The 14,623-nt window shown below is 45.9% G+C and carries 11 protein-coding genes; 1 reads left to right on the forward strand and 10 read right to left on the reverse strand.

The window, feature by feature from the left end; all coding sequences use genetic code 11:
- Positions 1-137: 137 nt before the first annotated feature.
- The 10 genes from B5F71_RS08240 to B5F71_RS08285 all read right to left on the reverse strand — a co-directional run bounded on the left by B5F71_RS08240 (position 138) and on the right by B5F71_RS08285 (position 12,562).
- The gene (locus tag B5F71_RS08240) at positions 138-1,244 is read right to left on the reverse strand and encodes a sulfotransferase (protein ID WP_087209167.1); all 1,107 of its coding nucleotides are present in this window, start codon (positions 1,242-1,244) and stop codon (positions 138-140) included.
- A gap of 91 nt (positions 1,245-1,335) precedes the next feature.
- Entirely contained in the window at positions 1,336-2,841 is a 1,506-nt protein-coding gene (cysN, locus tag B5F71_RS08245) for a sulfate adenylyltransferase subunit CysN (RefSeq protein WP_022041011.1), read from the reverse strand.
- A gap of 111 nt (positions 2,842-2,952) precedes the next feature.
- Positions 2,953-3,864 (reverse strand): sulfate adenylyltransferase subunit CysD, encoded by a 912-nt coding sequence (gene cysD, locus B5F71_RS08250; RefSeq protein WP_022041010.1) that lies wholly within the window; start codon positions 3,862-3,864, stop codon positions 2,953-2,955.
- 28 nt (positions 3,865-3,892) lie between these two features.
- The gene (gene cysC / locus B5F71_RS08255) at positions 3,893-4,501 is read right to left on the reverse strand and encodes an adenylyl-sulfate kinase (protein ID WP_087209170.1); all 609 of its coding nucleotides are present in this window, start codon (positions 4,499-4,501) and stop codon (positions 3,893-3,895) included.
- 115 nt (positions 4,502-4,616) lie between these two features.
- On the reverse strand, positions 4,617-6,185 hold the full coding sequence (locus B5F71_RS08260) for an SLC13 family permease (RefSeq protein WP_022041008.1): 1,569 nt from the start codon (positions 6,183-6,185) through the stop codon (positions 4,617-4,619).
- 166 nt (positions 6,186-6,351) lie between these two features.
- Entirely contained in the window at positions 6,352-7,179 is an 828-nt protein-coding gene (cysQ, locus tag B5F71_RS08265; protein ID WP_087209173.1) for a 3'(2'),5'-bisphosphate nucleotidase CysQ, read from the reverse strand.
- A 96-nt stretch (positions 7,180-7,275) separates the two neighbouring features.
- Complete coding sequence (locus B5F71_RS08270) at positions 7,276-8,949, reverse strand: amino acid permease (protein WP_087209175.1); 1,674 nt, start codon at positions 8,947-8,949, stop codon at positions 7,276-7,278.
- Positions 8,950-9,044: 95 nt separating this feature from the next.
- Complete coding sequence (locus tag B5F71_RS08275) at positions 9,045-9,641, reverse strand: epoxyqueuosine reductase QueH (RefSeq protein ID WP_087209179.1); 597 nt, start codon at positions 9,639-9,641, stop codon at positions 9,045-9,047.
- 105 nt (positions 9,642-9,746) lie between these two features.
- Positions 9,747-10,106 carry a winged helix DNA-binding protein gene (locus tag B5F71_RS08280; RefSeq protein WP_087209182.1) on the reverse strand — a complete coding sequence of 120 codons (360 nt, stop codon included), beginning with the start codon at positions 10,104-10,106 and terminating at the stop codon, positions 9,747-9,749.
- Between the two features lie 2 nt (positions 10,107-10,108).
- On the reverse strand, positions 10,109-12,562 hold the full coding sequence (locus B5F71_RS08285; RefSeq protein WP_087209185.1) for an FAD-dependent oxidoreductase: 2,454 nt from the start codon (positions 12,560-12,562) through the stop codon (positions 10,109-10,111).
- Positions 12,563-13,105: 543 nt separating this feature from the next.
- Here B5F71_RS08285 and B5F71_RS08295 point away from each other — a divergent pair.
- Positions 13,106-14,608, forward strand: a complete 1,503-nt coding sequence (locus B5F71_RS08295; protein WP_087209190.1) for a hypothetical protein — start codon at positions 13,106-13,108, stop codon at positions 14,606-14,608.
- Positions 14,609-14,623: the final 15 nt, after the last annotated feature.

Raw genomic sequence — 14,623 nt, forward strand, 5'->3', positions numbered from 1 at the left:
CTCCTGTTCTTCGTCAGATAGCCCGCTATCTTCCTCATCACAGAAGCGAAAATGCCTCAAAAACTCATCCCAAATCATCGCACGATAAATTCAAAACAGCTTCTAAGAAACTGCTTCTTAATCCCTATTTGTATAAATCAGATCTTGTATCCCCATTCATCAAGAGCAAATCCCCAGTGCTTTTCCACCAGCTCTACTGTTTCCGGCTTATACTGGTATTTGTTCTTCTTATAGCCTTTCTTCTTGTTGACGTATGCCTCAATGGCAGGACGTGCTTCTTCGAATCCAGGAAGAGAAAGTTTCTGATAGATTTCCTGCGTCAGGTCGAACGCGTTCTTTTCATAATCCTCGAAACGCACCTCTACCAGGTTGCCCTCAGGAATGAAATGCTTGTCAGCCTCATATTTGTGATAGAGCTTGTCGTACACCGTGAGGATGTTCTGCTGCAACTCTTCAGGACTGATGTCTTGAAGTTGGAGAGGTTTGATGGTATTGGTGAAGAAACTCCGGGTAGACTCGAATACCGTATACGGATTACGCATTAAATAGATAAACTTGGCATTGGGAAACATCTTCACCAATTCCTTCACGCGGCCTGTGTGAGGGGGATTCTTACTGAGAAACTGGGTGCCTCCAGTGTTCCAGAGCGAAATTTTGATAAGCTTGGTAAAAGTTTCCTCAAACACTTTCAACTCAGCATCCGTGACATCTTCGAAAAGCAAATACTTATCGGCATACTCTTGCATGTGCTTGGGCAGGAACCAAAAGTTATAATACGTATAAGGCATCATATTGGTAAGGGCGAACTCTTCCTCCTGAGGCAGGTCAACGGCAAGCTCCATGTTATCGGTAGGACGCTTGTCAGGCATTAGCCAGCTCATGTTTTTCTTAAAGAAAGGTTGCCCCCACATCATCAGATGCGGGAATACGGTCTGGTAGGTAGTGTTATAACCAAAATGTTTGTCACATGAAAAAACATTGTGCATAAAGGTGGTTCCGCTGCGCCAGTGCCCTAAAATGAATACCGGATCATGTTCGAGCGGCTTTTGTGCCAGGAGGCTTGCATACTTCTTATCCTGCAAGGGTTTCAATACAGAAAGCAGACGGCACACTGCTTTTGTCAGACGGAACTTTCCCCGATAAGCAGAACCGATGGCACGCCCTTTGGTTATTTCGTTGAATGTCTTCCAGTCGGCACCTACCAAGGTGTTAACCGGCAATTTGCTAAATTCTAATAAGCCCATATTGTAAATGAAGAATTAAGAATGAAGAACTAAGAATGATGTGAACCAGTCAAAATTCTTCATTCTTAATTCTTCATTCTTCATTAAAAACTTATTTCTTTATCTCTATTGCGTATCCACGGCGTTCCAATTCTTTTGCAATGGTTTCGATGGCATCATAGTGTTCGGGAGCAATCCCTAACTTAGGCAGGTCTAGTACCGGGATTTCCATCGTAGTATGCATGTCCTTGTCGTCTACCTTGCCGATAATCATGCCAGCTGCACTGGTATTGTTGGTTATCGGATCGATAAGGATGAACGCCCCCGTCGCCTTATTGCAGGCATAAGGGTCGAAGAAAAGCTCTTTCGATGACGTGAACACCACGTGAGCTATCTGGTTCAGCTCCAAAGGCAGTGTTTCTTTTGTCAACTGTCCATTTTCAATTGAAAGGTGTTCCATCGTGTTGACATCCACCTTGTACTTGATACTATCAATGCGTGTGCGGCTGGTATTGGTAGTTTGTTTCAGGAAGAACGATTTTTCCATATCCATCTTTTCTTCGTCCATCCAGACAAGCATCGCCTCAAAGTTACGTCCTACCAACGGCATATTGTCAGGATGCACCAGCATTTCGCCACGTGACACATCTATTTCGTCCTCCAAGGTCAGAGTGACCGACATAGGCGGATAAGCATAATCGCATTCTCCATCAGAAGCATAGATTGCCTTTACACGGGTTTTCTTCCCCGAAGGCAATGCCATCACTTCATCTCCTTTGCGCACGATGCCCGAAGCCACTTTGGATGAAAATCCGCGGAAATCGAGATTAGGACGCAAGACGTATTGCACAGGATAACGGAAATCTTTCAAATTATGGTCGTTACCAATGTGCACGGTTTCAAGATATTCCAACAAGGAAGGGCCTGCGTACCACGGAGTACGTGCCGATTTTTCGACCACATTATCTCCATCAAGTGCCGAAAGTGGAATACAAGTCACATCAGGCACACCCAATGGAGCGATGAATGCTTTATAATCCGCCACTATTTTATCAAATATTTCTTCCGAAAAATCTACAAGATCCATCTTGTTCACCGCCAATACCACGTGTTTGATGCCTAATAAGGAAACAAGATAAGAGTGGCGGCGGGTTTGGGTAATGACTCCGGCACGTGCATCAACAAGAATTACCGCCAGATTAGCGGTAGAGCCTCCGGTAATCATATTGCGCGTGTATTGCTCGTGCCCCGGAGTGTCGGCAATGATAAATTTACGGTTGTTGGTAGAGAAATAGCGGTAAGCAACATCAATGGTAATCCCCTGCTCGCGTTCTGCTTTCAACCCGTCGAGCAACAAAGCATAATCAATGTGCTCACCGGCATTCCCCACACGTTTGCTGTCGCGTTCCAATGCCACAAGCTGGTCTTCGTAAATCTTCTTGCTATCGAAAAGCAAGCGTCCGATAAGAGTAGACTTTCCATCGTCTACCGAACCGGCAGTAAGGAACCTTAACAGGTCTTTCTCCTCATCTTTTTTCAGAAACTCTTCAATTGACATACGGCCTCTGGCTTCGCCTTCCATCGGGTTTCCTGATTTGGTTTTATCTATTTCTTCCATTTTTCTTCAATTAATAATTAACAATTAATAGTTAATAACGGTACATGAATAGGTAATGAACAACAAACGAATGTAGGAATCGTTATTAATTATTCATTATTAATTATTCATTTAAAAGTATCCTTCCCGTTTCTTCTCTTCCATACTTGCGTCCTGGTCGAAGTCTATAACACGGGTTGTGCGTTCGCTCTTGGTGGTGGTCATCATTTCCTCCACAATCTTCTCTATGGTATCGGCATCGCTTTCAATAGCCCCTGTAAGCGGCCAGCACCCCAAAGTACGGAAACGGATTTTCCGCATTTCAATCTTATCGCGGTATTTCTCGGGCAGACGGTCATCATCAGGCATGATAAGCTGCCCGTCAATATTTACTACCGGACGTTCCTTGGCGAAATACAAAGGCACAATAGGTATCTTTTCCAAACGGATATATTGCCAGATATCCAGTTCTGTCCAGTTGCTCAAAGGAAAGACCCGGATGCTTTCCCCTTTACGGATACGAGTATTGTAGATGTCCCACAGTTCGGGACGCTGGTTCTTGGGATCCCACTGATGGAATTCGTTACGGAAAGAGAAGATGCGTTCCTTGGCACGTGATTTTTCCTCATCACGGCGTGCTCCTCCGAAAGCAGCATCAAACTTATATTTATCAAGAGCGTGAAGCAACGCTTGCGTCTTCATCAAGTCTGTATGTACCTTACTTCCGTGAGTAAAGGGGCCTACTCCGGCACGGAATGCTTCCATATTACTTTCCACAATAAGTTTCCAGCCGTGTTCTTTGGCATATGTATCACGAAACTGAAGCATTTCCTTAAATTTCCATTTCGAATCAATGTGCATCAATGGAAAGGGCGCTTTGCCCGGAGCAAAGGCTTTTTCGGCAAGGCGCACCATTACCGACGAATCTTTTCCGATACTGTACAGCATCACCGGGTTTTCAAATTCGGAAGCCACCTCACGAATGATATGAATAGACTCGGCTTCGAGTTCTTTCAAGTGGCTCAAGTTGTATTCTTCTTGCATAATTTATAATGTTTGCTTTTTCTTTTTTTCATTCCTTACTCAGAGGGGCGGACACTTTGGGCAAAATCAAGTGCAGGAGCTGGTTCACTGATTCTTCGAGCGAAAACTTCGAAGTATCGAGCAAAAGTGCCGGATGTTGAGGTGCTTCAAACGGAGCCGAAACCCCTGTAAACTCCTTGATTTCCCCACGACGTGCCTTGGCATACAAGCCTTTCACATCACGCCGTTCGCATTCTTCTATCGGCGTACTGACATAAACTTCCACAAAATCATCCGCACCAATGATATGTGCTGCCATTTCACGAAGTTCATTGTTCGGACTGATAAATGCGGCAATGGTAATAATACCTGTATCAACAAACAACTTGCCAACTTCGGCTATGCGACGGATATTCTCTACCCTGTCTTCTGGCGAAAAGCCCAAATTATTGTTGATTCCACTCCGGATATTGTCTCCATCAAGGATGCGGCAAAGCAATCCCCGTTGTTGCAGTTCACGTTCAAGCGCAATGGCAAGAGTACTCTTACCCGACCCACTCAGTCCGGTAAACCAAATCATCAATCCACGTTGCCCCAGCAGTTTCTCCTTGTCAGCACGGGACAGCATCTTGTCGAATATAGGATAAATGTTGTTCATTTATTATCTTTCTGTTTACTATCTATATAGCCGGACATTAAAGATATGCAGATTTATCTGAAAGACAAGCCCTTCGGATATAACGTTTCCGCATCTCTTTCGTCCGCATTGAAAATCACACTTGTACAAAAGGCCATATCAGCGGGATAAGACCTACCGATAAAATCATCACAATCAAATCCATCGGAAGACCAATCTTCAAGAAATCGGTAAACCGATAATTACCGGCTCCCTGCACAATCAAGTTAGTCTGATAACCGATGGGGGTAGCAAAACCTGCCGATGCAGCAATGCAGATAGCGATGAAGAAAGGCATCGGATCTACGTTGAATTCTGCAGCCGTTTCCAGCGCAAGCGGAAAGGCAAGTGCTGCTGCAGCATTGTTGGTTACCAGTTCGGTAATAACCAGTGTGACAAAATAAAGCAACGCCAAAGCTCCCCAAGCTCCCAACGAACCAGACACATCTTTAATAAAATTGGCTATCAACGCCGCCAGTCCGGATTCTTCCATCGCCGCACTGATAGCAAAGGCACAAGCTATGGTGATAAGTATGTCCCAACTGATATATTTAGTATATTTTTTCGGAGGAAATATCTTAAGCCAAGCCATCACCACAGCCGTAACCGATGCAAAGAAAAACATGTCCATCTTCACACCGGGAAAACGTTCCTGAAAATAAGGAAGCTCACCGATAGTAGCACCGATAATCATAATTAACAAAAGCGCCAATGCTGTCCATTTCTTCCACCCAGGCATCGGACGCGAAGGTATCTCCTGCCCATTAGTCATCATCAGGAAAACGGAAGAATCTCCCCACGCCTTGGTAAACTCATCATCAGCAAGCAATACCAGTGTGTCACCTTCCTGCAACCTCACTTCACCCAAGTTCTTGGTGATAACCTGGCCTCCCTGGCGTATTTCCTTGATATCAGCCCCATAACGACGTTTAAAATCAAAATTCTTCAACTTGCGCTTCAAACCAGGAAAACGTGATGCCAACACCACTTCTACTATATGCTGTCCTTTCACTTCCGCCGCATCTGCCTCTTCTTCCTCAAAATTATCGGGCCGTTCGGCTGGAAGCAGTTTCTTCGAAGTAAACAAAATGAAAAGAAGTCCGGCTATTGTGATGGGAATGCCAATATAGGCAAGATCGAACATCTTCAACCCCGGCAAACCACGGTCAATCATCATACCGTGAACCACCAGATTGGTAGATGTTCCGATAAGTGTACACAACCCACCCAAAATCGTAGCATACGACAAAGGAATGAGGAACTTGGTACACGAAAGCCCAACTTTTTTTGCCCAGTTTTTCACAATAGGTGCAAAGATAACCACTACTGGAGTATTGTTAAGGAAAGCCGAAAAAGCACTAACAACAGGCAACAGACGCAACTGTGCCTGCATTACCGACATTTTCCGTTCGGGTAACAATTTCTTAATGACCGTGGCAAGTGCACCACTTTGGCGCACACCTTCACTCACCAGAAACAACAAAGCTACCGTTATCATGCCACGATTGCTAAATCCGGCAACCATCTGTTTGGGAGTGATAATACCTGCCGCCATAAACACCACGACCAATGACAACAGTACAATGCCCGGACGCATTTTATCCAAGATAAGCGCAACGAGCATCCCTATCAGCCCCAGCAACACAAAAAGTATTTCAAAATTCATAGTCTTGAAAAGTTTATTTTTAATTCAGAAGTCATGTCTCGCCGGAATCAGAAGCAACAAAAGACCAATACTTCAGAATGACTGATATCCGACTCCCCTTTAATTTTCCACATAGCTCCCTTTAACCTCCAATATAATTCCGTTCGGCTTCCACATATAACTCCGTTTAACGACCAATACAAGGATAAGCGATAAACCACGGATTCAACAAATCTTCTTTATTATACCGAAGGGGAAGATTTGTCTCAGCCTGATACACTTCACCTCCTGCTGCACGTACAATAGCGTGTCCGGCTGCTGTATCCCATTCCATTGTAGGTGCAAATCGGGGATAGACATCTGCTTTACCTTCGGCTATGAGGCAAAGTTTCAACGAGCTTCCTTTCGACACGGTTTGTACTTCGGTATATTTCTTTTTCATTTCATCGATAAAATGCTCGGTTTCAGCATTGAGATGCGAACGCGAAGCCACGACAACAAATGTACCGTATGTCCGCCCATCCGGGTAAGGCAAACGTTGTGCACGTCCTATCAGGCTCTCTAGTGTATCCTCTGGATTCAAACGGGCAACGTGTTCCAGTTTATAAGCCCCCAAAACCTCATCAGCAAAATACAGCTCTTCCCTGACCGGTATATATATCACTCCAGCCTCAGGACGTCCGTCTTTCACAAAAGCAATATTTACCGTAAATTCTCCATTACGCTTGATAAACTCTTTGGTACCGTCCAAAGGATCTACCACCCACAATTCATTCCAGCCTCTTCGCTCGGCAACAGGTATTTCTTTACCTTCCTCGCTCAACACAGGATAAGGCAATGCCGACAATTCCTGCACAATAATCTGATGCGACTTGCGGTCGGCTATCGTCAAAGGCGAATTGTCAGCTTTCCGTTCCACCTCGAAATCTGCGTTCGGGTCGGTATATACTTCCATAATAGCAGCCCCGGCTTTCAAAGATGCCTGTATGGCTACAAATAGTCTGTTTTTATCCATATTGTCTTAAATTGCCGTAAAATAACGGCTTTTTATCCATATTATATTGGTTGATATTTCATTTTTTCTGTCCGCGTACTTACATTATAACTTCTTTTATGACTTCGGAGCCCGCTTCAAGTCGCTTGCCTGATGCCAAAGCCGCCACATATAATAAGCACAATGGGTAAAAGCAAAGACAAAAGAAATGACCAGCAAAGTCTTGTCGGCTTCCCAACCTACAGTCTGCTGGTGCCATAAACCAGTAATTACACTCAGCACAGCCAGCACCAGTCCTAAGATATTCAATACCGTATCGCCTTTACGATAAACCCTTCCTGGTTCCAGTTTACTGTGTTTTCTTCCATAACTGACATAGATATCCAAGCCTATCAACATCCAAAGAACCAACCGAATCCACGTGTCGGCCGGCAGAAAACACATCATACACAAACATGTAAGGATACCCATAATGGGCACAAAAGGGACCCACGGCGTCTTGAATGCACGATGCACATCAGGCATCGTCTTACGCACAATCAGCACAGCAGCACAAACCAATGTAAAAGCAAGCAAGGTACCGATACTAGTCATTTCGCCTGCCACTTGGGCAGGAACAAAACCGGCAAGCAAGCTTACCACTACCATAAACAGGAAATTACTATGTACCGGTGTACGGAAACGTGTATTGATACGAGAAAAAAAAGGAGGCAATAAACCATCGCGGCTCATACTGAGAAACACACGGCTCTGACCAAGTAAAGTAACCATAATCACCGAACAATAACCAAAAAGAATGGCAAGTACAATTGCCTTATTCAGCCACGGGTAAGCAGGCATTATCACCCCCTGCGCATTGGCATATCCCATCTGCTCGATAGCCACAGCTACCGGAGCGATGCCTTCCTGACCTTTGAAATCTGTATAATGAGCTACCCCCGTCATCACATGGGCAAAAAGAATGTACAATATCGTACAGACGAGCAAAGATACCAGAATACCAATAGGCATATCGCGCTTGGGATTCTTCGTTTCTTGTGCCGCAGTACTTACCGCGTCGAATCCCAGGAAAGCAAAGAACACAATGGCTGCCCCCCGCAAAATACCCGACCATCCGAACTCACCCAGTTTTCCGGTATTTTCAGGTATGTATGGCACATAATTATCTGCCTGAATGAACTTCCAACCCAAAATGACAAAAACCAAAATCACACTGATTTTCAAAAATACAATCAGTCCGTTGAAAAACGAACTGCCCGCCGTCCCTCGCATCAGAATAAGGCTCATCAATACCACAATCACCATGGCAGGTATATTGACTATGCCCCCATCCCACGGACAAGCAGTCAATGTATGGGGCAAATCAATGCCTGCTCCTTGCAGAAAGACCACCAGATAACGGCTCCAACTGATACTGACCGTAGTAGCAGCCACGGTATATTCCAACACCAGGTCCCATCCGATAATCCAAGCTATCAGTTCTCCCATAGTGGCATACGAATAAGTATAAGCACTACCTGCCACCGGAATCATCGAGGCAAATTCGGCATAACAAAGCCCGGCAAAACAGCATCCTATCGCAGCTATGATAAACGAAAGCGTAATAGCAGGTCCCGTATATTCCGAAGCCACTGTCCCTGTAATAGAAAACAGCCCGGCTCCGATAATCACGCCTACCCCCAAAGCCACCAGACTGACCGGTCCCAACACCCGTTTCAGGGTCTTATTTCCTGTCTGCCCGGCTTCTTCCTGCAGGGTATCTATGCTTTTTCTGACGAATAATCCTTCCATTTCTTGCAAGTTGCATATTGATTTTAGGATGCAAACATACAAAAAAACCGTGAGTTGAGGAAAAAGAAGTCAAACTTTACACCACACAATAAACTTTAAGGAGTATTTTCCTCTTCTTTCCGCATGCTGAACTCGCACCCGCAATATTGCTGGTTATAGAAATCATATTCCTTGATAATCTGGATGCGGCGTTCGCTCAACCCGCCTTTCCGCCAGTTCTTGTCCCACCACGTCACGTCGGGATAAGGTTCTACGGCATAGCGTCCGGCTTCGTTAATCTGGTCCAAGCTCTTCCAACGTGAAGAAGCAAGCGTAGTAGTAATCACCGTAAAACCGTGTTCATGGGCATAACGTGCCGTATCACGCAAACGCAACCTGAAACATTGCAGGCAACGCCCTCCCCTTTCCGGCTCCCCTTCCAAGCCACGAACCGCACAACGCCACGCCTCGTGGTCGTAATCGGCATCGATGATATCCAAGCCCAACGCCTGTGCATAACGGGTACATTCCTCTTTCCGGATCCGGTATTCCTCTTCCGGATAAATGTTCGGATTGCAATAATAAATGGTAGGGCGTACCCCGTGCTGCATCAGGCATTCAATAATTGCCGATGAACAAGGCGCACAACATGTATGCAGCAATACCTGTCCGGCATTGCCCGGCACTTCCCAGTCTTCTTTTTTCTTTTTCATACTTTTTAATGAAGTGACGAGGTGACAAGGTAACGAGTTGACAAGGTCCTAAATAGTTCTACCTATGTATCTAAAGCCTTGCCACCTTGTCAACTCGTGACCTTGTTACCTAAAAAACAACGGAGCCAGCCATTCGGGCACTTCCACCCCCTGCTCCTTGATATTCTCCAGACAAGCTTTTCCTTTCCGCGTAAGCGTGAAATACATCTGGCGTTTGTCCTGCTCGCCCAGCTTGCGTGCCAGCAAGCCCTTATCCTCTACCGAACGGATAACCTTCGAAGCATGCGACGAAGTCAATCCCGTACAAGAGATAATGGTTCCTGCCGTCACGGTTTCCGCTCCCACACTACACAACACCATCGCCTCGTTGAGCGACACCCCGTAAGCTTCCTCCAGCCGGTTCTCCAGTTCGGAAAGCCCCTTCAGCAAGTCGCGCATCACACATATACATTGTATCTTTTCCATAATCAAATAAACAGATTCATATTTGCCTCACCGGCACGGTCCATATAGGTTGCCACTCCGCCTATGCTTACACAATCGAGCAGTTCCTCACGCTTTATTCCCATCACGTCCATCGACATCTGGCAAGCTATGAACTCCACCCCGTTGGCAATGGCTTGCTGGCGGAGCGATTCGAGCGAGTCCACTCCCTTTTGCTTCATGACATACCGCATCATCTTCGAACCGATTCCGCCCATATTCATTTTCGAGAGCTTCAGCTTCCGCGAATCAGAAGGCAGCATCATACCGAACATCTTGCCGAAGACATCCTTCCGTACCTTCGGTTTCTGCTCCTTCTTGATGGCATTCAGCCCCCAGAACGTAAAGAAGACGGTCACCTTCTCACCCGTAGCAGCCGCTCCGTTTGCGAGTACAAAAGTAGCTAAAGTTTTATCAAGGTCATCACTGAAAAGAATAAAAGTTTTGCCTTTCCCGCCAACTGCCGTTTTCTGTCCTACGGCAGGAACCGCCTGGGCTTTCTCTATCCGCACCCGATACACTCCGTTTTCTTCCGTTTTCGAAAGGAAACGATTACCTGTCGTACGGCACCACGCTTCTGCATCACGTGGAAATCCGGCATCGGTAGCACTTACCTCCAGACATTGTCCGGGCTGCAACGCTTCCATTCCTTGCTTCAGCTTCAGTATCGGTCCGGGGCACTGCACGCCGCATGCATTGACCTTTATCACCTTATCTGGCTGCATATCCGTTCCAGAATCTTTTTCCCCGCCAGCCGAAACACAAGGGGTGCCTTCCGAAGGCAAATCTACCGGTGTCACGGCAGCCTTATACGTCTTAATGCCTCCGGCCAGATTGCGCACCTCTTTAAATCCATGGCCTTTCAGGATATTGCTTGCCAGATAGCCACGCAATCCTACACCGCAATACACCCATACCGGCTTGTCCTGCGGAATCTCATCCAGATGCTCCCGCAATTCATCCAACGGCATATTAACAGCCCCCGGAATGGCTCCTAACTCAAATTCATCTTGGGTACGCACATCCACCAAAGTCACCCGACTCAGGTCGGCATCCCTCAATTCGCGCCAATACAGCGGTGTCATCTTTCCGCTCAGGATATTTCCGGCTACGTAACCGGCTATTGCCACCGGGTCTTTTGCCGAAGAAAAAGGAGGTGCATACGCATGTTCCAGCCGGGTCAGGTCGTACACCGTTCCGCCTTGCTTGATAACCAGGGCAAACTCGTCAATCCGTTTGTCTACCCCGTCATATCCTACTATCTGTGCCCCGTACAGCTTTCCGTCTTGGGGCGAAAAGACTACCTTAACCGCCATTTGCAACGCACCCGGATAATAACCGGCATGAGAAGCCGAATGCGTCGTAGAAGAAAGGTAAGCAATTCCCATTTGCCTCAAACGCTTGGCAGGCAAGCCGGCAGATGCCACGGTCATATCGAACACCTTGGCTATGGACGTACCTATGGAACCTTCATACACTGCTTTGTTCCCGAATACGATATTGTCTGCCACGATGCGTGCCTGACGGTTTGCCGGACCGGCAAGAAAATTCAGCCACGGCTTTCCCGTAACGGGATGCGGAAACTCTATCGCATCCCCCACGGCATAAACAGCCTCATCCGAAGTCTGCAGATATTCATTCACATAAATGCCTTTCATCTCGCCCAACTTCAATCCTGCTTCCGAGGCAAGGCGCGTTTCGGCACGCACTCCGATAGACAATATCACCATATCCACCTGCAAGCGGATACCCGACTTGAAGGTCACTCCCAAGCCCGCATCCGTCCGTTCGAACGCCTCTACCGCCTGCCCTAAATACAGCTTCACCCCTTTTTGCATCAAATGTTCGTGCACCAGCGAAGCCATCGAATAGTCTATAGGTCCCATCACCTGGTCTGCCATCTCTACCACCGAGACCTCTACTCCGGCATGCACCAGGTTTTCCGCCATCTCCAACCCGATAAAGCCTCCGCCTACAATCGCCGCGCGTTTCACCTGCTTTTCGTCCAAGTATCGCTTGATACGGTCGGTATCGGTTACATTCCGCAAGGTAAAGATGCCTTCCGAATCGATACCTTTCAAAGGCGGACGCACAGGCGACGCCCCCGGCGAAAGCAAGAGTTTGTCATAGCTTTCCCGATACACCTTCCCCTCGGCAGTACGGACCGTCACTTCCTTCCGCTCCCGGTCGATAGCCGTCACTTCCGAAAGCGTGCGCACATCGATGTTAAACCGCTTCCCGAACGCTTCGGGCGTCTGTACAAAAAGCCGTTCGCGTTCCTCGATAACCCCACCTATATAATAAGGTAATCCACAATTGGCATACGAAATATAAGCTCCCTTCTCGAACAGGATGATTTCGGCTTTCTCGGTATTTCTACGGATGCGGGCAGCTGCTGTGGCTCCTCCCGCTACTCCTCCTACAATAAGAATCTTCATACGTCTTTTTATTTTTCGTTTTATATTATTTCCATTGGAAACTTTTGCAAATAAACAATAAACTTTCATTAATACAAAATTTCCAATGGAAAATATTTACTTCATTAACATAATTACAAAGAAACGCCCATTTTTTAGGAAGTACAGGCAGGTAAGACACACAAGGAAAGCCTTCGAACCTCCATACATTCATCCGATGAAACAAATGATTTCCTTTGTTCCATTGGATTGCTTTTATATTCCACAGCGTGGAATGTACGTTCCAGCCCATGGAATATACGTTCCACGCCGCGGAATATACGTTTCAGCCCGTGGAATATAAAATAAAGTCTGTTTCTTGCCCATTGCCATCCGGCCGAAAACAGATATGCAACCAGCCGGAAACACGAATCCGGCAACGTGTGTTAATCCGGTCAAACAGGCACAGAATGCATTCAAACGGCATTTTGAAAGATTTGTGCATGTGATTTGCACGATTAAAGATTTGTTTTAATTTATGATTTCTCTATATTTGCAAACGTAATTAACTTTAAAATAAATCGCATGAAGAAACATTTCTTAAATCTGGCACTATGGGCACTCCTACCAATGAGCCTATGTGTGACGGGATGTAGTGACGATGACACTTATCCCGATGTAGACGGGCAAAGTCCTGTTGCGGAAATGACGACTCTGCACATACAGACTGCTGCAGGACGTACATTTACGATTGAAGGCACACTGACCGATGCGGACGGCATTTCAACCATCCAATTGCAATGTGAAGCCTTGTATCTGAACAAAACCATTGATTTAATTGAAATCTATGGAGAACCTCAAACTGAGTATGAGTTGAGTTACAACTTTGACATGCCTGCAAATGAAATAGCCGACAGCTATACAGTAACGGTAACAATTACCGATATAGGCGGACGGTCGGTAACACAAGATGTCAAAGTCACACTTGATGGAGACTTTGAAAATCCGGTATTCGTATCAGGCGCACCCGATGAAGGAAGTATCGTTCCGGTTATCTTACGTGAAGGAGAAACTCCAACATTGGATTTAAATTTTTCATTAAGCGATGATCGTGGACTAGACTATCTGAACATCGATATCGAAGGTCTGGAAGGATTTCCCAAACGCATTGACTTAGGAATGCAGACAACCGGTGAATACACAGAAAGTGTATCTTTCCCTGCAGAAATCCAGGATTACGCATACACGGTAACATTGGCTGATACCATCGGTAAAATCGTAACACGCACTGCTACAATCCGTGTAACCGATGTAATGGATTACGAAAAGATGTATTTAGCCGATGTTGCCACCGAAGCCGAACTGAACAGTGACGTATTCGGTGTTCCGATGTGTATTGACCACACAGGCGAATACGAATACCAAGCTATTTACTACAATGCAGAAGCCGGTACAGAAATTTACTTCATACCTACTCCGGGCAGCTTTGCAGTACGTTACGGTATCAATTCAGAAGACAATACCGTATTGACAAACGACCCGAACTTGGTACAACCTTTGGTATTAGACCAAGCAAATGTTTACTACATTATTAATATAAACATTTGGGATTTGACCTACGAAATTGCAGGAACTTATTCGGTAGAAGAAGCGCAAGACCCGTGGGGTACGGATATGACGTATGGCGAAGAATGTTTCGATTTGTGGGGTGACGGCACAACCTTCATTCCGTTCACATTCGGTCTGACTTCAGACAATCCGACCAATGTAGTATCGTTTACTCAAGACGAAACCAATCCACACCTATTCTATAGCGAACCTATGGAATTAGCTACGGGCGAGCAAATGCACTTTATTATACATAACTATCACCAAAGCGAATGGTGGAATGCCGTAAGATGGTGTAGTATTAGTAATACAGACCTTGATGTATTTGCTTATTATACCCAAAGTGCATCCAAGAACCCTGATTATACCGGTCCTACTACTGGACAGGATGTATGGTCAGAACCGACCGTAACTACAGGAGGAACTTATCGCTTCTACTTCGACTCGCATCTGGGTAGAGCAAAATTAGTAAGAGAGTAATTAACCAAATAATTA

The organism is Bacteroides sp. An269, from assembly GCF_002159755.1.
Classification (GTDB): Bacteria; Bacteroidota; Bacteroidia; order Bacteroidales; family Bacteroidaceae; genus Phocaeicola; species Phocaeicola intestinalis.